Source organism: Bifidobacterium sp. LH_426, assembly GCF_056356875.1.
On the sequence record NZ_JBKEVB010000004.1, the window covers coordinates 1 to 19,202 of the forward strand.

16 protein-coding genes, 1 tRNA gene and 1 rRNA gene are annotated in these 19,202 nt (G+C 66.1%); 2 read left to right on the top strand and 16 right to left on the bottom strand.

Translation table 11 applies throughout. The annotated features are described in order from the left end of the window. The 15 genes from AC1AYD_RS05140 to dapE form a co-directional block, all read right to left on the bottom strand. Window positions 1–75 (bottom strand): 16S ribosomal RNA (locus AC1AYD_RS05140); the annotation flags it as partial. 744 nt (window positions 76–819) lie between these two features. Then, a complete protein-coding gene (rplA, locus tag AC1AYD_RS05145) occupies window positions 820–1,512 on the bottom strand; it encodes a 50S ribosomal protein L1 (protein ID WP_476502716.1) in 693 nt (230 codons plus the stop codon). A gap of 15 nt (window positions 1,513–1,527) precedes the next feature. Next, the gene (gene rplK, locus AC1AYD_RS05150; protein ID WP_476502717.1) at window positions 1,528–1,959 is read right to left on the bottom strand and encodes a 50S ribosomal protein L11; all 432 of its coding nucleotides are present in this window, start codon (window positions 1,957–1,959) and stop codon (window positions 1,528–1,530) included. Between the two features lie 423 nt (window positions 1,960–2,382). Next, on the bottom strand, window positions 2,383–2,718 hold the full coding sequence (locus AC1AYD_RS05155; RefSeq protein ID WP_476502718.1) for a hypothetical protein: 336 nt from the start codon (window positions 2,716–2,718) through the stop codon (window positions 2,383–2,385). A 49-nt stretch (window positions 2,719–2,767) separates the two neighbouring features. Further along, window positions 2,768–4,519, bottom strand: coding sequence for a sodium:solute symporter family protein (locus AC1AYD_RS05160; protein WP_476544789.1), 1,752 nt, complete (start codon window positions 4,517–4,519; stop codon window positions 2,768–2,770). A gap of 548 nt (window positions 4,520–5,067) precedes the next feature. Then, window positions 5,068–5,964, bottom strand: a complete 897-nt coding sequence (gene nusG, locus AC1AYD_RS05165; protein ID WP_476544790.1) for a transcription termination/antitermination protein NusG — start codon at window positions 5,962–5,964, stop codon at window positions 5,068–5,070. Between the two features lie 41 nt (window positions 5,965–6,005). Continuing rightward, window positions 6,006–6,233 carry a preprotein translocase subunit SecE gene (gene secE / locus AC1AYD_RS05170; RefSeq protein ID WP_476532598.1) on the bottom strand — a complete coding sequence of 76 codons (228 nt, stop codon included), beginning with the start codon at window positions 6,231–6,233 and terminating at the stop codon, window positions 6,006–6,008. Window positions 6,234–6,266: 33 nt separating this feature from the next. Continuing rightward, window positions 6,267–6,342, bottom strand: a tRNA-Trp gene (locus AC1AYD_RS05175). 187 nt (window positions 6,343–6,529) lie between these two features. Next, complete coding sequence (locus AC1AYD_RS05180) at window positions 6,530–7,738, bottom strand: pyridoxal phosphate-dependent aminotransferase (protein WP_476532599.1); 1,209 nt, start codon at window positions 7,736–7,738, stop codon at window positions 6,530–6,532. Between the two features lie 81 nt (window positions 7,739–7,819). Further along, window positions 7,820–8,953: a glutamate 5-kinase gene (gene proB, locus AC1AYD_RS05185; RefSeq protein ID WP_476544791.1), complete on the bottom strand. Its 1,134-nt coding sequence runs from the start codon at window positions 8,951–8,953 to the stop codon at window positions 7,820–7,822. Window positions 8,954–9,096: 143 nt separating this feature from the next. Beyond that, window positions 9,097–10,776, bottom strand: a complete 1,680-nt coding sequence (gene obgE / locus AC1AYD_RS05190; protein ID WP_476544792.1) for a GTPase ObgE — start codon at window positions 10,774–10,776, stop codon at window positions 9,097–9,099. Window positions 10,777–10,898: 122 nt separating this feature from the next. Beyond that, window positions 10,899–11,150, bottom strand: a complete 252-nt coding sequence (rpmA, locus tag AC1AYD_RS05195) for a 50S ribosomal protein L27 (protein ID WP_476502725.1) — start codon at window positions 11,148–11,150, stop codon at window positions 10,899–10,901. Between the two features lie 55 nt (window positions 11,151–11,205). After that, window positions 11,206–11,514, bottom strand: a complete 309-nt coding sequence (rplU, locus tag AC1AYD_RS05200; RefSeq protein ID WP_476502726.1) for a 50S ribosomal protein L21 — start codon at window positions 11,512–11,514, stop codon at window positions 11,206–11,208. Between the two features lie 224 nt (window positions 11,515–11,738). Next, the gene (locus tag AC1AYD_RS05205; RefSeq protein ID WP_476544793.1) at window positions 11,739–14,732 is read right to left on the bottom strand and encodes an Rne/Rng family ribonuclease; all 2,994 of its coding nucleotides are present in this window, start codon (window positions 14,730–14,732) and stop codon (window positions 11,739–11,741) included. Window positions 14,733–15,008: 276 nt separating this feature from the next. Further along, window positions 15,009–16,214 (bottom strand): succinyl-diaminopimelate desuccinylase, encoded by a 1,206-nt coding sequence (gene dapE, locus AC1AYD_RS05210; protein WP_476544794.1) that lies wholly within the window; start codon window positions 16,212–16,214, stop codon window positions 15,009–15,011. A gap of 317 nt (window positions 16,215–16,531) precedes the next feature. Here dapE and AC1AYD_RS05215 point away from each other — a divergent pair, with 317 nt between their 5' ends. Further along, complete coding sequence (locus AC1AYD_RS05215; RefSeq protein ID WP_476502729.1) at window positions 16,532–17,476, top strand: AEC family transporter; 945 nt, start codon at window positions 16,532–16,534, stop codon at window positions 17,474–17,476. On the opposite strand, the gene AC1AYD_RS05220 is transcribed toward AC1AYD_RS05215, so the two are convergent. Continuing rightward, window positions 17,454–18,179 carry an HAD family hydrolase gene (locus AC1AYD_RS05220; protein ID WP_476502730.1) on the bottom strand — a complete coding sequence of 242 codons (726 nt, stop codon included), beginning with the start codon at window positions 18,177–18,179 and terminating at the stop codon, window positions 17,454–17,456. The two genes, AC1AYD_RS05215 and AC1AYD_RS05220, sit on opposite strands and share 23 nt — an antisense overlap. 216 nt (window positions 18,180–18,395) lie before the next feature. Here AC1AYD_RS05220 and AC1AYD_RS05225 point away from each other — a divergent pair, with 216 nt between their 5' ends. Further along, a complete protein-coding gene (locus tag AC1AYD_RS05225) occupies window positions 18,396–19,181 on the top strand; it encodes a substrate-binding domain-containing protein (protein ID WP_476544841.1) in 786 nt (261 codons plus the stop codon). Window positions 19,182–19,202 lie beyond the last annotated feature (21 nt).

Sequence of the window (19,202 nt, forward strand, 5' to 3'; positions counted from 1 at the left end):
AGGATCCCGTTCGACTTGCATGTGTTAAGCACGCCGCCAGCGTTCATCCTGAGCCAGAATCGAACCCTCCACAAAAAAAACTTCATGAAGAGAACCAAACAAACGGCTCCCAAAAAAGAAAAAAGACGGAACCTCTAATAAGGAAAGAGGTTCGCACAAAAACCCCGACCCCCATCAAACCCCCTCGGGTACTCGAAAACGAGCGGGAATCGGACTGGCAATCATTGACTATAAAGAAGTAAGTAGTACAACACACTCTTGAGTTCTCAAACCACCACACACGGCCAACCCCGGAAACCAACCACACAAAGGAAAGAACCAGAAGCCGACCGGCAGCAAGAGAAAAACATACACCAACCCACGCCACACCGCAAACCAGCACACGAAAAACACGCCCGAAACGTTGCAACGACGGCGCTCCCACGGCGTGTCGAAAACAAGGGCCCAAACCCCCTACACCCACCAGCCTACCCGGCCACACACCACCACACACACCCCAACCAACACAATTCACCCACAACCAACCACACATTCACCCAACCCGACAACCCCCACAGCCCGCCCCGGCGGGCAGCTCCCCCTCACAGGGGGAGCAGACGTCGTCAAGGTCGCGCCCGGCGAGAACGGCTCGGCAGCTCCCCCTCACAAGGGGAGCAGACTCTCCCCCACCCGGCGCAGCCGGGAGCCCCCTCGACAGAGGGGGCCAGGAACGACGACGCCCCACGCACATACGAAAAGATCCCCGGCTCCTTACGGAACCGGGGATCTTCAATACGTCACGGCATCACGCCGAAACGGCGTCACACCATAGCGACGGCATCAGGCAACCGCGTTCGGGTCGACCGGGATGCCGGGGCCCATCGTGGAGGTGATGGTCGCCTTGGTGATGTAGCGGCCCTTCACGGTGGTCGGCTTGAGGCGCTTGACCTCGTCGGCGACAGCGCGGAAGTTCTCGTCCAGAGCGGACTCCTCGAAGGAGGCCTTGCCGATCAGGAAGGAGAGGTTGCCGTTCTTGTCGACGCGGAACTCGATCTTACCGGCCTTGATGTCCTTGACGGCCTTGGCGACGTCCATGGTCACGGTGCCGGTCTTCGGGTTCGGCATGAGGCCACGCGGACCGAGCACACGGCCGAGGCGGCCGACCTTGCCCATCATGTCCGGGGTGGCGACGACGGAATCGAAGTCGAGGAAGCCGCCCTGCACCTTGGCGATGAGCTCGTCGTCACCGACGATGTCGGCGCCGGCCTCCTGCGCCGCGGTGGCCTGCGGGCCACGGGCGAAGACGAGGACCTTGACGGTCTTACCGGTGCCGTGAGGCAGGCTCACGGTGCCGCGGACCAGCTGGTCGGCCTTGCGCGGGTCGACGTTCAGGCGAAGCACCGCTTCGACGGACTCGTCGAAGTTGCGGGTCGGCATGCTCTTGAGCAGCGCGATGGCCTGGTCGGGGGTGTACAGGTTGTTGCGATCGACCTTCTCGGCCGCCTCAAGGTACTTCTTGGAATGCTTAGCCATCTGTCCTTCTCCTTATCAGTCGGTCACCGTGATGCCCATGGAGCGGGCGGTACCTTCGATGATCTTCATGCCGGCCTCGATGTCACGGGCGGAGAGATCGGCCATCTTGGTCTCGGCGATCTCACGAACCTGCGCCTTGGTGACGGAGCCGACCTTGTGGGTCAGCGGGTTCTCGGTGCCCTTGTCGATGCCGGCGGCCTTCTTGAGCAGAGCCGCGGCCGGCGGGGTCTTGAGAATGAAGGTGAAGGAACGATCTTCGTAGACGGTGATCTCGACCGGGATCACCTGTCCCATCTTGTCCTGCGTCTGGGCGTTGTACGCCTTGCAGAAGTCCATGATGTTGACGCCGTGCGAACCGAGCGCAGGGCCCAGCGGCGGGGCCGGGTTGGCCTTGCCGGCCTGGATCTGCAGCTTGATCAGCGCGGTGACTTTCTTCTTGGGAGCCATGTTATGGTTCTTCTTTCTATAACGCGGTGCAATCGGTCGCCGTCCGTCCGCACGCGCCGCCGAAGCGATGCGTGGCCGTCCGCACGGTCTCCTCCCGCAACTTATATCGCTGTGCTGTGCTAGCGGGTCTCCCCTCCAGACACAAACCATCCCATTATGCGGTGCCGTCCCGACATCATCGGCATCGTCGACACGCATGTCGCGTCACACGCGTCGTCGCGAACCGTCGCGAACCGTCGACGTCGTCGTGACGAACGTCGCGCGTCGTCCGTCGCGACGCGACGCGCGCGACGATACGCGAAGGGCCGTCGGGAGAGTGATGCTCCCGACGGCCCTCTTTCCGCGCGATGGCGACGTTCCGCGCGACGCCGGCGTACCGGCCGCGCGCGGATGTCGCCTCACACGCGAGTCACCTCACGTGACTCACTTCGAGCTTTCGTGCTGGACCTGTGCCTTGCGCACGGACTCCTCAGCGGAGGCGATGATGTCCTCGGCCGACAGCGGCTTGAGGCGGCACCACAGTTCGAACGCGATGCCGACGACCAGCATGATGATGCCGGTCCACAGGTTGATCGCGATGCCGTTGGTGTCGGCGCCGTTCATGTTCGGCGCGACGATGCCGACGATCGTGACAATCACGCCGTAGATGATGAACAGGATGGCGATGAGCCGGCGCAGATCGTTGTTGCGCGCCGCCTTGACCGCCTGGTCCTTCTCGGCCTGAGTCAGCAGGTCCTTGCCCTGAGTCTCTTCTGCCATTGCAAACTCCTTAAGACGTTCCTACGTACTATGGGTCAACCCGATGGGTTTAGAAGAACGGGATGTAGAAGACGAGGCCGAGCACGAAGATCACGGTGCCCAGGATGAGCGGCTTCTTGTACCACGGGACCTTCACGACGGCGACGTCCTTTCCGGCTTCCTTCGCGGCGCGCTTGGCGTCCTCGAGCTCCTCGGCGGAAGCCTCCTTGAAGTACTTGATGCCGTTGGTGCCGAAGGTCAGGCCCTCGAGCTCCTTGTCGGACTTGGCCTTGGTGAACGGCGTGATGACCGCCGCCACGATCCAGGTGGCCAGGCAGGAGATGATGGCGCCGTACCAGGTCTCGGCGGTGGCGGAGCCGAAGATCGGGTTGCCGGCGGCGACGGACTGCAGGTACAGGATGTAGGTGATGAGCGGGGCGATGATGCCGCACACGTAGCCGACGGTGCCGGCGACGTTGGAGACGCGCTTCCACACGAGGCCGAGGATGAACACGGCGAACAGCGGGGCGTTGAAGAAGCTGAACAGCGTTTGCAGGTACGTCATGATGTTGCCGAACTGCGACGCGATCCACGCGGTGAACACGGAGATGAACACGCCGATCACGGTGATGACGCGGCCCATGTTCAGGTAGTACTTGTCGCTCTGGCCCGGCTTGACGTAGTCCTGCCACAGATCGTAGGTGAACACGGTGTTGAACGAGGAGACGTTCGCGGCCATGCCGGCCATGAAGGAGGCCATCATGCCGGTGATGGCGACGCCGAGGACGCCGTTCGGCAGGTACATCTTGAACAGGTACGGGATGGCTTCGTTGTACTGCAGAACCGGGTGGGCGCCGGAGAACAGGTTACCGACGGTGGCGGCCGCGATCAGGCCCGGGATGATGATGATGATCCAGATGAGCATCTTCGGGATGGCGCCGAGGATAGGCGTCATGCGGGCGGCGGTCATGCTCTTCGCGGCGAAGGCGCGCTGCACCTCGGTGAAGTTGGTGGTCCAGTAGCCGAAGCCGAGCACGAAGCCGAGGCCCATGAGGATGGAGAACCAGTCGCCGCCGACCGGGTTGGTCACGTTGCCGAAGCCGGTGCCGGCCCAGGCGTGGATGGAGCCGGACCAATCCTTCATGCTGTCGAGCTTGGCGGTCAGGCCGCTCCAGCCGCCCACGTGGGACAGGCCGATGACGGTGACCGGGATGAGGGCCGCGACGATGACGAAGAACTGCATGACCTCGTTGTAGATGGCGGAGGTCAGGCCGCCGAGGGTGATGTAGGCGAGCACGAACACGGCGGACACGATGATGGCGGTCCACTGGTTCCAGCCGAGCATGGCCTGGAGGATCAGGGCCATGGCGTACAGGTTGATGCCGGCCTGGAGGATCGTGGAGACGGCGAAGCACAGCGACACGATGACGTGCGCGCCCTTGCCGAAGCGCTGGTACATGAACTCAGGCACCGAACGCACGCCGGAGCCGTAGTAGAACGGCATCATGAAGATGCCGAGGAACACCATGCCCGGCACGGCGCCGATCAGGTAGTAGTGGATGGTCGGCATACCGATCTGGGCGCCGTTGGCGGCCATGCCCAGGATCTCGGTGGCGCCCAGGTTGGCGGCGCAGAACGCGAGGCCTGCGATCCAGGCCGGCATCGAACGACCGGCGAGCAGGAAGTCCTCGGAGGACTTCTGCTGCTTGTGGATCGAATAGCCGATCCAGACGATCATGGCGAAGTAGACGATGAGGATAAGCCAATCCACCCAGCTCAGCGACAGGCGAATCGCGGATTCCCCGGCAGCAAGATCAATCATGCCGCTCCCTCTTTCCTAGAGTTGTTCTTCCTTGAACACAGGCATCGGTCTCACTGCCGATGTTTGCGTTACCGGTATTAATATAAACCCACCTTTACAAAATCGCAACTTGTATCGAACATATTGCTATTTATTTCAAACAATCCAAGACAAAGACGAACTAATCCGCACATTTCCGCCGTTTGCGCGTGCATTTCCGGCGCGCATGACCGCGTGCCGCATACCGTTCCGGCGGCCGTTCCGCGTTCGCGGACGCACTGGGAACATTGGCATCAACCGGTTCGATTCCGCCGGCCTCGCCCCCGCCTGTCTCGCAAAGAAATGTAAGATACCTCACATTTCCCCACGATGTGCGATTCCCGCGCATCGCGCATGCCCCCAGATACGAAAAATCCCCGCCCAAGGCGGGGATTCCAAGAATGTCAGTCAACCGATTTCAGTTCACTGCTGAAATTCAACGATGCGTGCGGTAGCGAGGCGCACCGAGGGAAGCGGTACCAAAGTACCGCGACCGAGGAGCAACGCAGCCGGCGCTCCGTCGCCGAAGCTCAGTCGAGCTTCTGGACTTGGTTGAAGCCCAGCTCCACCGGCGTATCGCGGCCGAAGATGGACACGAGCACGGTGAGCTTCTGCGTGGTGGGCTCGACGTCGGAGACGACGGCGGCCATGGTGGCGAAGGGGCCGTCGGTGACGGTGACCTGGTCGCCGATGGCGTAGGAGACCTCGACGGTGCGCTTCTTGGCGGCGGCGGGCTTGTCGCCGGCCTTCTTGAGCGCTTCGGAGGCAATCATCGGGGCCATCATGGCGACGACTTCCTTGCGGGAGAGCGGGGCCGGGTCCTTGGTGGGGCCGACGAAGCCGGTGACGCCTTCGGTCTCGCGGACGATGCGGCGGGCGTTCTCGTCGGGCCACATGCGGATGAGCACGTAGCCGGGGACGCGCACGCGGGTGATGACCTTCTTGCCCTTTTCGGTGTGCTTCTCGACTTCCTCCATCGGGACTTCGATCTGGAAGATGGTGTCTTCGAGGCCGAAGGACTGGATGCGGGATTCGACGTTGGTCTTGACGCGCTTCTCGTAGCCGGAGTACGTGTGGAGCACGTACCACTTGCCATCGAGGGTGCGCAGCGACTTGGAGAACGCTTCGACGGCGGCCTGGCCGGCGTCAGTGTCCTCGGCCTGCTCGGATTCGTTGGTCTCCTGCTCCTCATCATCGTCGAGGGAGATGGAGGGCGTTTCGACGGAGGCGACCGGGGTCTCGGAGGACTCGGACGCTTCGGCCGGAACCTCGGAGGCGGTCGCATCGGATTCCGCGGTCTCGGAAGTCTGGGCGGCGGCATCGGCGGAAGCCGTGTCGTCGGCGTTCACGTCGGCGGTCTCGGCCGGAGCGGTCTCCGGCAGGTCGGGCAGCGCGTCGAGATTCTCGAGATTCACTTCATCACTCATGCGTATTCACCTTCGGGTTTCGTTGTCGTGTGTCAGTACGATCAGCCGAACACCCACAGCGTAAGCTTGCCCAGACCGTAGTCCATGCCGGTGACGAGCGCCATCAGCAGCAGCACGAAGATGAAAACGGCCAGAGACCAGAAGAACAGTTCCTTGGCGGTGGGGGTCACGACCTTGCGAAGCTCATCGATGATCTGCTTGATAAACAGACCGATGCGCATGAAGACGTTCGGCTTGATGGCCTTTTCGCTCTTGCTAGCCTTCGCCATATTCATCCTTCGCTCAGGGTATTCATAGATCCTTGGCAGGGAAGGCGGGACTCGAACCCACAACCTACGGTTTTGGAGACCGTTGCGCTACCAATTGCGCCACTTCCCTAGGTGAAAATCACCTTGCTCGGCATCCTCGAGAGAACGCTTCGCCCGGCGAAAACCGCCAAGCAGATATAGTAGCGGCTCGTCCGGAATCCGTCAATTCGAGGTGTCCACATACAGAGAATCCCGTGGCAAAACCACGGGATTCCAACGATGTTACGGCATGTCGCGATCTACGCGAAACGCACGCGTCACGCCTCGACGTACGCCTTCATGCGGCGCATGCCCTCGGCGAGCTGGTCGTCGGCCAGCGCGTAGGAGAAGCGCAGGTAGCCGGGCGCGCCGAACGCCTCGCCCGGGACGGCGGCGACGTGCGCCTCGTCGAGCAGCGCGGCGGCGAACTCGGAGGAGGAGTGCGAGACGGTGCCGTTGGGGCCGAGCGGCTTGCCCAGCAGCGCGGTGATGTCGGCGAACGCGTAGAACGCGCCGGTCGGCGTCGGGCAGTTCACGCCCTCGATGTCGTTCAGCGCGGCGACGATCGCCTTGCGGCGCACGTCGAACGCCTCGCGCATGCGGTACACGGCGTCGAGCGGGCCGGAGACGGCGGCGATGGCGGCGCGCTGGGAGACGTTCGCCACGTTGGAGGTCATGTGGCCCTGCAGCTTGGCGGCGGCCTTGGCGACCGGCTCGGGGGCGATGAGCCAGCCGACGCGCCAGCCGGGCATCGCGTAGGTCTTGGCGACGCCGTTGAGCACGATGAGCTGGTCGCGCACCTCGGGCACGGCGGTGCCGATGTACGTGGTGTGCGCGTCGTCGTAGTTGAGGTGCTCGTAGATTTCGTCGGAGATGACCCACACGTGGTGCTCGATCGCCCACTTGGCGATGCCTTCGATCGTCTCGGCGCTCCACACGGCGCCGGTCGGGTTGTTCGGGGAGGTCACGATGATCGCCTTGGTGCGCTCGGTGCGGGCCGCCTCGATCGCGGCGAGGTCCGGCTCGAAGCCGCGGTCGGCGCCGGCGAACACCTCGACCGGCTTGCCGCCGGCGAGCTTGACGGCCTCCGGATAGCTGGTCCAGTACGGCGTCGGGATGATGACCTCGTCGCCCTCGTCCAGCAGGATCTGGAACGTCGAGTAGACGGCCTGCTTGCCGCCGTTGGTCACGACGACCTGCTCGGGCGTCACCTCGTAGCCGGAGTCGCGCAGCGTCTTGTCGGCGATGGCGCGACGCAGCTCGGGCAGGCCCGGCGTGGGCGTGTACTTGTAGTTCTTCGGGTCGCGGCAGGCGGCCGCCGCCGCGTCGACGACGTAGTCGGGCGTCGGGAAGTTCGGCTCGCCGGCGCCGAAGCCGATGACGTCGAGTCCGGCGGCCTTCATGGCCTTCGCCTTGGAGTCGACGGCGAGCGTGGCGCTCGGGGTCACGTGATTGATACGGTCGGAGAGAGTCTGCCAATCAGCCATAGTCATGGCTCCCACAATAAACCCGGGGAGCGAAAAAGGGAACAGTCCGACGGGCTGTTCCCCTGGTGAGTCGGCGACGTTTCAGACAAGCACGAGATTGTCGCGGTGGACGAGCGGATGCGCGTACTCCTCGCCGAGGATGCGCTTGAGCTGCGTCGTGTTGCGTCCGAGCATGCGCGGCACCTCCTCGGAGTCGTAGCCGGCGAGTCCGCGCGCCAGATGCGTGCCGTCCTCCGCGTCGACCCACACCGGGTCGCCGGCGGAGAACGCGCCGCGCACCTCGACCGCACCGGCGGCGAGGAGCGACGCATGTCCGCCGCGCACGGCCTCGGCCGCGCCGGCGTCGACGATGATCGTGCCGCGTGGCTCGGCGGCGAAGCCGATCCACAGCCGTCGCGTCGAGCCACGGCGTTTCACCGGCGCGAACGCGGTGCCCACCGGATCGCCCATCAGCGCCGGTCCCGCATTGCCCGCGCACGTGAGCACGGTGGGAATGCCGGAGACGGCCGCGACGCGCGCCGCCTCCAGTTTCGTGACCATGCCGCCGGTGCCGACCTTCGAGCCGGTCCCGCCGACCTTCACCTCGCCGAGCGCGTCCACGACGTTCGGCACGTAGCCGATGCGTTTCGATCCGGGTTCCGACGGCGGGGCCGTGTACAGGCCGTCGACGTCGGTGAGCAGGACGAGCGCGTCGGCGCGCACGAGGTTCGCGACGAGCGCCGACAGTCGGTCATTGTCGCCGAAACGGATCTCGTTCGAGGCGAGGGAGTCGTTCTCGTTGATGATCGGCACGACGCCCAGGTCGAGCAGCCGGTCGAGCGTACGCTGCACGTTGCGGTACTGGGTGGCGCGGATCGTGTCCTCCGCGGTGATGAGGATCTGCCCGACGCGCACGCCGAACCGTCCGAACGATGCCTCGTACTGCGCCATCAGCAGGCCCTGGCCGACGGCCGCGGTCGCCTGCTGCGTGGCGACGTCGGTCGGCCGCGCGTCGAAGCCGAGCGGGCCGAAGCCGGCGGCGATGGCGCCCGACGAGACGAGCACGACGCGCGCGCCCATCAGGTGCGTCGAGGCGAGCGCGCCGACCAGCGCGTCGAGCTTGCCGGCGTCGAGATGGCCGTCCGCCTGCGTGAGCGAGCTCGAACCGACCTTGACGACGACGGTCTCCGCCTCGGCCACCCGCCTGCGAATCTCGGCCTGTGATGGTGTGGACATGATTCCCCTTCCGTTTCGGCTCCCTCTGACGAGGGAGCTGTCGGCTGCAAGCCGACTGAGGGAGAGATCCGCATGCCCCCGGGTGGTCTCTCCCTCAGTCCCGCTGCGCGGTCCAGCTCCCTCGTCAGAGGGAGCCACGATGACTATTGCTCTTCGACCTCTTCGCCGTGACCAAACAGGCTCTTCTCGTCGTGGCGGTCGTCGTCGATGGACGGGTCGGCCCAGTGGCCGGCCTTGCGTTCCTTCATCATCGCCTCGCGCACGGCGGCCTTCGCGTCCATCATCGCGTGGTATTCGCGACGGCGTTCCGCGTTCGTGCGGCGGCGGGAGCCCGGCTGTTCGGCGTCGAGGCGCAGATCCTGGCCGCGCGCGCCCAGCGGCGCGCCGTCGAGACGCTCCGCGCCGGCGGCGATGGTCGGATCCCAGTCGAAGTCGACGGCACGGTCGCCGCGGCCGATACGTACCTCGTCGCCCGGCTTGGCGCCTTTGCGGCGCAGCTCGTCCTCGACGCCCAGCTTGGCGAGGCGGTCGGCGAGGTAGCCGACGGCCTCGTCGTTGTCGAAGTTGGTCTGCTGCACCCAGCGTTCCGGCTTGCGTCCGGTGACCTCGAACCAGAATTCGCCGAGCTTGTTCTCCTTGCGTTCGACGGTGAAGTCGACCGGGGTGCCGTGCTCGTCGGCGGAACGGCGGCGACGCCCGCGCGTCTCCAGCGGCTTGATGACGACGCGGGTCTCCTCCTCGGCCTGCTCACGCTTGGCGACCTCGTCGCGCATCTCGGCGACCATCTCGGCCAGCGCGAAGTTGAGCTCCTTCAGGCCCTCGTGCGAGGCGGTGGAGATGATGAACACCTTCATGCCCATCTTCTCGAATTCGGGCTTGACGAACTCGGCGAGCTCCTTGGCCTCCGGCACGTCGGCCTTGTTGAGGATGATGATGCGCGGACGCTCCGGGATCGGGATCGCGCCGAGCGGCAGCTCCAGCGAGCCCGCGTATTCGGCGAGCTCGTGCTCCAGCGCCTCGTAGTCGCTGACCGGGTCGCGACCGTCCTCGAGCGTCGCGCAATCGATGACGTGCGCGATGATCTCGGTGCGTTCGATGTGGCGCAGGAATTCGAGGCCCAGGCCCTTGCCCTGGGAGGCGCCCGGAATCAGACCCGGCACGTCGGCGATCGTGTAGCGGCGGTCGCCGGCGATGACCACGCCGAGGTTCGGCACGAGCGTGGTGAACGGGTAGTCGGCGATCTTCGGCTTGGCGGAGCTCATCGCGGCGATGAGGCTCGACTTGCCGGCGGACGGGAAGCCCACGAGCGCCACGTCGGCGATGGACTTGAGCTCGAGAATCACGTCGCGTTCCTCGCCGAGCTCGCCGAGCAGGGCGAAGCCGGGGGCGCGGCGCGTGCGGTTCGCCAGCGCGATGTTGCCGAGGCCGCCGGCGCCGCCTTCCGCGGCGATGAAGCGGTCGCCCTCATGGCGCAGGTCGGCGAGCTCCTCGCCGGGGTGCTTGGGGCTCCCCTGCTCGCCCTTGGCCGTGAAGATCACGGTGCCGCACGGCACGGGCAGGATCAGGTCCCTGCCCTTGACGCCGTCCTTGTTGTCGCCCAGGCCCATCGTGCCGCTGGGCGCGACGCGGTGCGGCATGAAACGGTAGTCCAGCAGGCTGGTCGCGTTGCGCGTCGCCTCGAAGATGACGGAGCCGCCGTCACCGCCGTTGCCGCCGTTCGGGCCGGCCAACGGCTTGTACTTCTCACGACGGATGCCGGCCGAGCCGTTGCCGCCGTCGCCGCCCTTCACATGGACGGTCACTCGATCCACAAAATCACTCATAACTTGTTACCCTATCCTGACCCTTGGTTCATGGTCGTTCGAAATACGCCGGATACGAAAAAGCCGCGTCCTTGCGGGCGCGGCTTCTCGAAACGCTTGTCGCTGAAATCTCAGCTGGTCGCTCAGGCGGCGATGACGTCGACGACCTTGCGGTCACGACGGACGCCGAACTTGACGGAGCCGTTGGTCAGCGCGAACAGGGTGTGATCCTTGCCCATGCCGACGTTCTGGCCCGGGTGGAAGTTGGTGCCGCGCTGGCGGACGATGATGTTGCCGGCGACGACGGCCTCACCGCCGAACTTCTTCACACCGAGGTATTGAGGATTTGAATCGCGACCGTTACGCGAGCTGGAAGCACCCTTCTTATGTGCCATGATCGTTTCCTTTCGGTACTAATTAAGCTTGTTTGGAAAACCTGCTGTCAAGAACTCAGGCGATCTCGGTGATCTTCACCATCGTCAGCTTCTGACGGTGGCCCTTGCGGCGGGCGACGCCGGTCTTGTTCTTGTACTTCTGGATGTTGATCTTCGGGCCCTTGGCGTCGTCCTTCACGACCTCGGCCTTGACGGAGACCTTGGCGAGATCAGCGGCGGCGAGGGTGACGTTCGCACCGTCGACCACGAGCGCGACCGGGAATTCCACGGTATCGCCCTGCTTCGCGTCAAGACGGTTGACGAGGATGACGTCGCCGACCTCGACCTTTTCCTGATGGCCACCGGCCTTCACAATCGCGTACATAATCGTTCCTTTATTGAATTGGCAAGCTTCTTGCCTGACTCACCCGGATATGCCGGGCTCGCGGTCAGACACCAACAGTCGAACTTACACCGACGCGCGGACTAACGCAACCGTGTTCCGTCCGCGTGTCAGGTGTGGATGTGTTATAGGGGTCTCTCCCCCACCCGCTTCGCGGGAGCCCCCTCGTCAGAGGGGGCCGAAAACCGGGGGTCGAAAACCGATACTCAGTCCTCGTTGCCGGCGGCGACGGCCGCGGCGGCGATCTGGGCGAGTTTGGCCTTCACGTCCGGCGTGGAGCCGGCCGGCTCCGGCGCGGGGGTGGTGCCGCGGCCATGCTTGTTCGTCTTGACGAACGGGTCGCCGCCGCGCAGCGCGTACGGGTCGTCGTAATCGGCGTTGACGATCGGCTTGTCGTGCAGGATGAAGCCGCGGCCCTTGCAGGTCGGGCACTCCTCGGAGAACGCCTCCACCAGACCCTGGCCGATGCGCTTGCGCGTCATCTGCACGAGGCCGAGCGAGGTGACCTCCGCCACCTGGTGCTTGGTGCGGTCGCGCGCCAGGCATTCGACGAGTCGACGCAGCACGAGGTCGCGGTTGGCGGGCATCACCATGTCGACGTAGTCGATCATGATCATGCCGCCGATGTCGCGCAGACGCAGCTGGCGCGCGATCTCCTCGCTGGCCTCGAGGTTGCATCGGGTGACGGTCTCCTCGAGCGACTTGCCGCGGCCGATGAAGCGGCCGGTGTTCACGTCGATCGTGGTCATCGCCTCGGTGCGGTCGATGACGATCGAACCGCCGGACGGCAGGTACACCTGACGTTCCATGCCCTTGCGGAGCTGCGAGTCGATCTGCCACTTGTCGAACACGTCCTTGCCCTGATGGTCGGCCGGATCCCACTTCTCCAGCTTGTCCTTCAGGTCGGGGGCCATCGTGTCGAGGTACTCCTCGATGCGCTCGTACACCTTGTCGCCCTCCACGATGAGCTTCGTGAAGTCGTCGTTGAAGATGTCGCGCACGACGCGGATCGCCACGTCCGGCTCGCCCTGCAGCAGCTTCGGACGCTTGCCGTGCCAGAACTCCTCGCGCTTGGCGTTGATGCGCTCCCACTGGCGCACGAGGCTCTCCAGATCCTTGACGATCGCCTCCTCGCTCGCGCCCTCGGCCGCGGTGCGGATGATCACGCCCATGTCCTTCGGGGCGATCTTCGAGACGATGTTCTTCAGGCGGGAGCGCTCACGCTCCGAAAGCTTGCGGCTCACGCCGGTCATGCCGCCGGACGGCACGAGCACGAGGAAGCGGCCGGCGAGCGTGACCTGCGAGGTCAGTCGCGCGCCCTTGTGGCCGATCGGGTCCTTGGTGACCTGCACGAGCACCGGGTCGCCGGACTTGAACGCGAGTTCGATGCGGCGCGGCTGGCCTTCGAGGCGCGTCGCGTCCCAGTTGACCTCGCCGGCGTACAGCACGCCGTTGCGTGCCTGTCCGATGTCGACGAACGCCGCCTCCATGCTCGGCAGCACATTCTGCACGCGGCCGAGGTACACGTTGCCGACGGTCTGCACCTCCTGGATGTCGGACACGTAGTGCTCGACGAGCACGTTGTCCTCCACCACGGAGATCTGCGTGTGCTGTTCCTTCTCGCGCACGACCATCAGGCGTTCGACGTTCTCGCGGCGTGCGAGGAAGTCCTGTTCCATGAGCTGCGACTGGCGGGAGCGTTCGCGGCGGTTGTCGCGGCGGCGCTGCTTCTTGGCCTCGAGTCGGGTCGAGCCCTCCACGTCGGTGATCTCGTCGATGTACTGCTGCTTGCGGGAGCGGCGCGCGACGATCTGCTCGTCGTCGCCTCCCTTGTTGCGACGGCGACGGCGACGGCGCGTGACCGTCTCCTCCTCGTCGCGGGAGGCGCGCTCGTCACGCTCGTCGCGATCGTCGGTCTCGCGCGCGGAACGCTCGTCGCCGGACGTCTGGTCGGCCTTGTTGCGGCGGCGACGACGGCGGCGCGTGCGCGTCTCGTCGGCGTTCTCGTCGTTCTCCTCCTCGTCGATCGGACGGTAGGAGATGTCGTCGAGTTCGAGGTCCTCCTCGATCTGCTCGACTTCGGCGGCGGCGCGGCGCTCCTGCGCGTTGAGGCGGCGGTTGCGGCCGCGGCGCGTGCGCGTCGAGCCGGATTCCTCGTCCTGGGCGTCGGCGGCGCGTTCGTCACGTTCGTCACGTTCCGAACGCTCGTCGCGGTCGTCGGCGCGCGTGTCGGCGACGTCGCGGTCGGCGCGACGACGACGGCGCGTGCGGCGGCCCTCGCGGGCGCCGTCACCGCGCTCGTCGTCATGGTCGGAACCCTCACGCTCGTCGCGGGATTCCGTCTCGTCGTCATCATCGTCGCGCGTGCGCGCCGATCCGGCCGGCAGCACGGGCTCCTGGAACAGCAGCGAGGTCATCGGCTTGGCGCGGCGGCCGCCGTTGTCACCGCGATCATCGCGGTCATCACGCTCGTCGCGATCGTGGATCGGCAGCACGTCAAGCAGCTCCTCGGCGCGTTCCAGCTGCTCGTCGTCGTCCTCGCGCTCGTCGCGGCGGGAACGGGAGTAGCGCGGGTAATCGTCGTCATCGTCGTAGTCGTCGTGCAACGCGGCGCGACGACGGCGCGAACGCACCGGACGATCATAATCGTCATCGTCGCGGGAGGCGCGACGACGACGCGACAGACGCTCGGCCGGCTCGACGTCATCATCATCGTCATCGAACCGGGCGCGGCGACGGGAGCGGGACGGACGGTCGTCGTCACGGTCGTCGTCATCGTCGTCGAAGCGCGCGCGACGGCGCGAACGGGACGGACGATCGTCGGCGTCGTCGCGATCGTCTCGGGAGACGCGACGACGGCGCGAACGCACCGGCGCCTCGTCGGCGTCGTCAGACGCGACGGGCGCAGAGTCGGACGACGACGCGTCGGCAGCCTCCGACGGCTGGTCGGCGGCCGGCAGCTTCGGCTCCTCGAACATCGGCGCGGAGTGGTCCTCGACCTTCAGTTCGAGCGACGCACCGGCGGCACCGGCGCCGCGCACCACGCGACGGCCGCCGCGACGGCGACGGGTGGGCACGGGGGACGCGGACGACGATGCGTCGGCGGAGGAATCGGCGGATTCGGGTACGTTGATGTTCAGGGCGCCGACCTCGTCGGCCCCATCGTTGTTCACAGTGGGCACAATGCTCCTCGCCGGCATGCTGCACCATGCCAGGCCTTACTCAGGCTCGCTGCGGCTGTCACACCACGCTCTCACCGTGGCCGCGCATCGATTGCGCCCGCAGAAGCAAATCCAGTCAAAGTCTGTGCGGCTCGGACGGCGGACACCGGCGCTCGCGCGAAGATTCGGGGGAAAGACCCGATGCGAGGGGATCGACGCCATCTGGCACGTCGGCGGCTTGCAGAACCGCCATCCTCCAGTATGCCACAACTTTGAGCGGAGCGTGTTCACGCACGGCCCATGTCTCCCGACGAATCAGACGAGCCAGGCGAGGAGGATGTCGGCGAGGAGTGGCAGTTCGGAGGCGGGCAGCTGCTCGTCGTGCTTGTGGGCGAGCAGCGGGTCGCCGGCGCCGAGGTTCACGGCCGGGATGCCGAGCTGCGAGAAGCGCGCCACGTCGGTCCACCCGAGCTTCGCCAGAGGCTCGCGGCCGGTGCGCTCACGCACGAGGTCGGCGAGCGAGACGGCGAGCGGCGCGTCCATGCCGGGGCGGGCGGACGGCGACTCGTCCTTCATCTCGATGCCGTAGCCCTCGAACACGCCGCCGGTGGCGACATGCTCGCCGTTGCCGAGTTCGGCGCCCGCGTCCGCGCCCATCATCAATGCCTTGGCCTCGGGCAGCGTCTTGTCCGGCGCGAACCGGTAGTTGACGTGCACGCGGCATTCGTCGGGGATCACGTTCGTGCCCTTGCCGCCGGAGATGAGCGTGGCGTTGAGGCCCTCGCGGTAGGTCAGGCCGTCCACCTCCACGTCCGCCGGCTCGTATGCGGCGAGACGGTTAAGAATGCCCGCCGCCTTGTGAATCGCGTTCTCGCCCATCCATGCGCGGGCGGAGTGCGCGGCGACGCCGTGCGTGACCACGTCGAAGCGGATCGTGCCGTTGCAGCCGCCCTCGATGCCGCAGTTGGTCGGCTCGCCGATGATCGCGAAATCGCCCTGGATCCAGTCGGGATGGCTTTCGACGACCTTCCTCAGACCGTTCTTCTCGGCGGCGACCTCCTCATGATCGTAGAAGACGAACGTGAGGTCGGCCTTCGGCGTGGCCTCGGGCGTGGAACCGTCAAGCACGGCGGCGAGGTACAGCATGACCGCGTCGGACGCCTTCATGTCGGTGGCGCCGCGCCCCCACAGCACGCGTTCGCCCGGGTGGGCGGCGGCCACGTCCTCGCGGATGAGCGGGTCGCCGGGTTCGAGCCACTTCGGCGGGAAGTTGTCGATGACCGGCACCGTGTCGATGTGGCCGGCGAGGATCACGCGGGAATCGCGTCCGAACGCGGTGGAGGCGACGACCGTGTCGCCGTGGCGGCGCACGTCGAGATGCGGGTAGGTCTTGAGGAACGACTCGATGTCGTCGGCGAGCGCGGTCTCGTCGTCGCTGACGGAGTACACGCCCATGATCTGGTCGAGCAGGGATTCGAGCTGTTCGCCGCGCGGCGCGGCGGTGTTCAGGGAAATCGTCATGCCGTCCATCCTAACGGCGCGACGGCGCATGCAAGGCGCGCGTCCCGTTTTCACCCCCCTCGGCCGACACCCCTCGGCCGACACCCCCTCAGTCGGCTCCGCCGACAGCTCCCCCTGAAGGGGGAGCAGCATACTGACTCCTTGCTCCCCCTTTGAGGGGGAGCTGGCTCGCGTAGCGAGACTGAGGGGGTTCCGCCGCACGTCCCGGCCATTGGGTGAGATTTCAGGGCGGAGGGCGAGGCGTTGTGCCACACTCAAGGTGACTGGTTCATAGGAAATCGAAGAATCGATAAGGACGACGAGGGGGCTTTACGGGTATGCCGGGTCTGTTGAGCGCGATGCAGGGGTTCTGCGTCATCGGCATCGTGATTTTCGTGGGCTATGTGGCGGCGCGCATGCGCATCGGCGGCCCGAGCGCGCAGATGGTGCTCAACCGCTTCTCGTTCTTCGTGTCGAGCCCGTGCCTGATGTTCGCGATCCTGTCGAAGGAGCCGATCTTCGACATCTTCCACCCGTCGATCATCGTGGCGTTCCTGTCGGCGCTGCTCGTCGGCGTCGTGTTCCTCGTCCTCAATCGCATGTTCTTCCATCTCAAGGCCCCGGACGCGACGATCGGCGCGCTGAACTCGCTGTACCTGAACTCGAACAACATCGGTCTGCCGGTCGCCACGTACATCCTCGGCAACGGCGCGCTGGTCGCGCCGATCCTCGTCATGCAGCAGGCGCTGTTCACGCCGATCGGCCTGACCGTGCTCGACGTGACCACGAAGGGCAAGGTGTCGCTCAAGGAGATCGCGAAGCAGCCGCTGCACCAGCCGCTGCTCATCGGCTCGCTGCTCGGCATCGTGGTCTCCGCGTTGAACGCGAAGCTCGGATGGTTCCCCGTGCCGAACTACATCTACGATCCGATCAACATGATCGGCGAGTCGGCGGTGCCGATGATCCTCATGGCGTTCGGCATGTCGCTGCACGGCACGAGGCCGCTGCAGCAGAAGGGCGACATTCCCGCGATCTTCACGGTGGCGGCGCTGAAGAACGTCGTGATGCCGATCATCGCGTTCCTGCTCGCCTACTTCATGATGGGCTTCCGCGGGCCGGAGCTGTACGCGTGCGTCGTGCTCGCCGCCCTGCCGACCGGTCAGAACGTGTACAACTACGCGGCCCGCTACAACGTGGGCCTCACGTTCGCGAGGGACGGCATCCTGATGAGCACGATGACCAGCCCGATCTTCATCGCCGTCATCGCGGCGATGCTGAGCTGACCGCCTCCAGCGAATCCACGATCGGGCAGCCCATGTCGCGCGGCAGCGGCACGCGCGCGCATGCCTCGACGCCGACCGCGTGCGCTCCGGCGGCGAGCGCGGCCGTCAGCCCTCCCGCCGAATCCTCGAAGACGAGGCAGTCGCGCGGATCGACGCCGGCCAGCCGTGCGCCGGCGAGGTAGGGCGCGGGGTCGGGTTTGTGCGCGAGCCCGTCGTCGCCGGCGACGAGTCCCGCGAACACGCCGGCGGGCGCGGCGGCGATGACGCGTTCCCCGAGCGAGCGCGACGAGCCGGTGACGAGCACGGACGGCACGGATGCGGCGCGCAGGGCGAGCATCAGATCCCATGCTCCCGGCGTCCACGGAATGGAGGAGGCGCCGTTCCCCGCGCCGCGATCCGCGCCCGCCTCGTACATGGCGGTCACGTCGGCGACGAGCCCCTGTATCACCGCGTCGGCGCTCTCCCCCACGCCGGCCTCGCGCAGGACGCGCGCGCAGACGGGCAGCGGCGCGGCGGTCATCGCGCGGCTCAGCGCGTCGCTCCATGCGACGCCGTGGCGTTCGGCGCACCGGCGTTCGGCCTCCACCCACATCGGGTCGGAGTCGACGAGCGTGCCGTCGAGGTCCCACAGCACGGCCCGCGTCTCGTACGTGCGGCCGCCCGCGGTGATGATGATGCGCGGCATGGCGTCTGTCCTGTTCATGATGTTCCTTTCGCAGCGGACGCGTTTCGCCGCACGCCGCCGGTCACGCCGTCCACGGTCTCGAAGGTCATCAACGGCAGGCCCGGCGTCTCCGACGAGACGCGCCGCCAGGTCGAGCAGGTGCTGCGCGACCACGGGTATTCGCGCCCGCTCGTGAGCACGAAGCTCTCCCCCACCATCGAGCTCGTCGTGGAGTACATCGAGCACAACGGCACGATGGAGCTCATCAAATACGCCTCGTACTGGGCCCAGCAGGAGGGCCTCGCGATCACCGTCACGCAGACGAACCACGGCGAGGCCACCGAGGAATGCTTCCGCGGCATCATCGACCGCAACCCCCAGGGCGTCATCATGCAGCAGATGGGCGGGCTCAACGATCTGGCGAAGTCGCTGCTGCGTTCGCGCGGCATCCCGATCGTCGTCATCGATCCGATCGACATGGTCGACGACGACGTGATGAGCGTGGCGATCGACAACTGGACCGCCGGCTACCAGGCGGGGCGTCATCTCACGTCGCTCGGCCACCGGCGCATCGGCGCGATACGCGGCCCGGAGAACCTGCAGACCGCGACCGCGCGGTTCAACGGCTTCGAGGCGGCGCTGCGGCAGGCCGGCGTGCCGCTTCCCGACGACTACGTGCGGCAGGGCGACTACTTCCCCGCCCAGACCAGCTACCGCGCGGCCTGCGAACTGCTGGAGCTGCCCGAACGCCCCACCGCGATCTTCTGCTGCAACGACCTGTCCGCGGTGAGCACCTACCGCGCCGCGCGCGAGCACCACATCGCGCTGCCCGGCCAGCTGTCGGTATTGGGCTTCGATGACATCTTTCCCGCGGATGTCCTCATGCCGTCGCTGAGCAGCGTGCACCAGCCGTTCGATGAGATCGGGCGGCGTGCGGTGCGGATGATCGTCGACACGCGCGAGGAGCGGGAGACGGAGCCGCACGTCATCCTGCCGACCAGCATCGTCGCCCGCGAGAGCACGGTGCCGCCGGCGCAGTGATGCCGCGCCGGCGGCGTCCGG

Excerpts from the sequence above, each read along its gene's own strand:
- rplK (WP_476502717.1), bottom strand. The coding sequence starts at position 1,959 with ATGGCTCCCAAGAAGAAAGTCACCGCGCTGATCAAGCTGCAGATCCAG.
- AC1AYD_RS05205 (WP_476544793.1), bottom strand. The coding sequence starts at position 14,732 with ATGCCGGCGAGGAGCATTGTGCCCACTGTGAACAACGATGGGGCCGAC.
- secE (WP_476532598.1), bottom strand. The coding sequence starts at position 6,233 with ATGGCGAAGGCTAGCAAGAGCGAAAAGGCCATCAAGCCGAACGTCTTC.
- dapE (WP_476544794.1), bottom strand. The coding sequence starts at position 16,214 with ATGACGATTTCCCTGAACACCGCCGCGCCGCGCGGCGAACAGCTCGAA.
- proB (WP_476544791.1), bottom strand. The coding sequence starts at position 8,953 with ATGTCCACACCATCACAGGCCGAGATTCGCAGGCGGGTGGCCGAGGCG.
- nusG (WP_476544790.1), bottom strand. The coding sequence starts at position 5,964 with ATGAGTGATGAAGTGAATCTCGAGAATCTCGACGCGCTGCCCGACCTG.
- AC1AYD_RS05215 (WP_476502729.1), top strand. The coding sequence starts at position 16,532 with ATGCCGGGTCTGTTGAGCGCGATGCAGGGGTTCTGCGTCATCGGCATC.
- AC1AYD_RS05180 (WP_476532599.1), bottom strand. The coding sequence starts at position 7,738 with ATGGCTGATTGGCAGACTCTCTCCGACCGTATCAATCACGTGACCCCG.
- obgE (WP_476544792.1), bottom strand. The coding sequence starts at position 10,776 with ATGAGTGATTTTGTGGATCGAGTGACCGTCCATGTGAAGGGCGGCGAC.
- AC1AYD_RS05225 (WP_476544841.1), top strand. The coding sequence starts at position 18,396 with ATGGAGCTCATCAAATACGCCTCGTACTGGGCCCAGCAGGAGGGCCTC.
- AC1AYD_RS05160 (WP_476544789.1), bottom strand. The coding sequence starts at position 4,519 with ATGATTGATCTTGCTGCCGGGGAATCCGCGATTCGCCTGTCGCTGAGC.
- AC1AYD_RS05155 (WP_476502718.1), bottom strand. The coding sequence starts at position 2,718 with ATGGCAGAAGAGACTCAGGGCAAGGACCTGCTGACTCAGGCCGAGAAG.
- rplA (WP_476502716.1), bottom strand. The coding sequence starts at position 1,512 with ATGGCTAAGCATTCCAAGAAGTACCTTGAGGCGGCCGAGAAGGTCGAT.
- rpmA (WP_476502725.1), bottom strand. The coding sequence starts at position 11,150 with ATGGCACATAAGAAGGGTGCTTCCAGCTCGCGTAACGGTCGCGATTCA.
- AC1AYD_RS05220 (WP_476502730.1), bottom strand. The coding sequence starts at position 18,179 with ATGAACAGGACAGACGCCATGCCGCGCATCATCATCACCGCGGGCGGC.
- rplU (WP_476502726.1), bottom strand. The coding sequence starts at position 11,514 with ATGTACGCGATTGTGAAGGCCGGTGGCCATCAGGAAAAGGTCGAGGTC.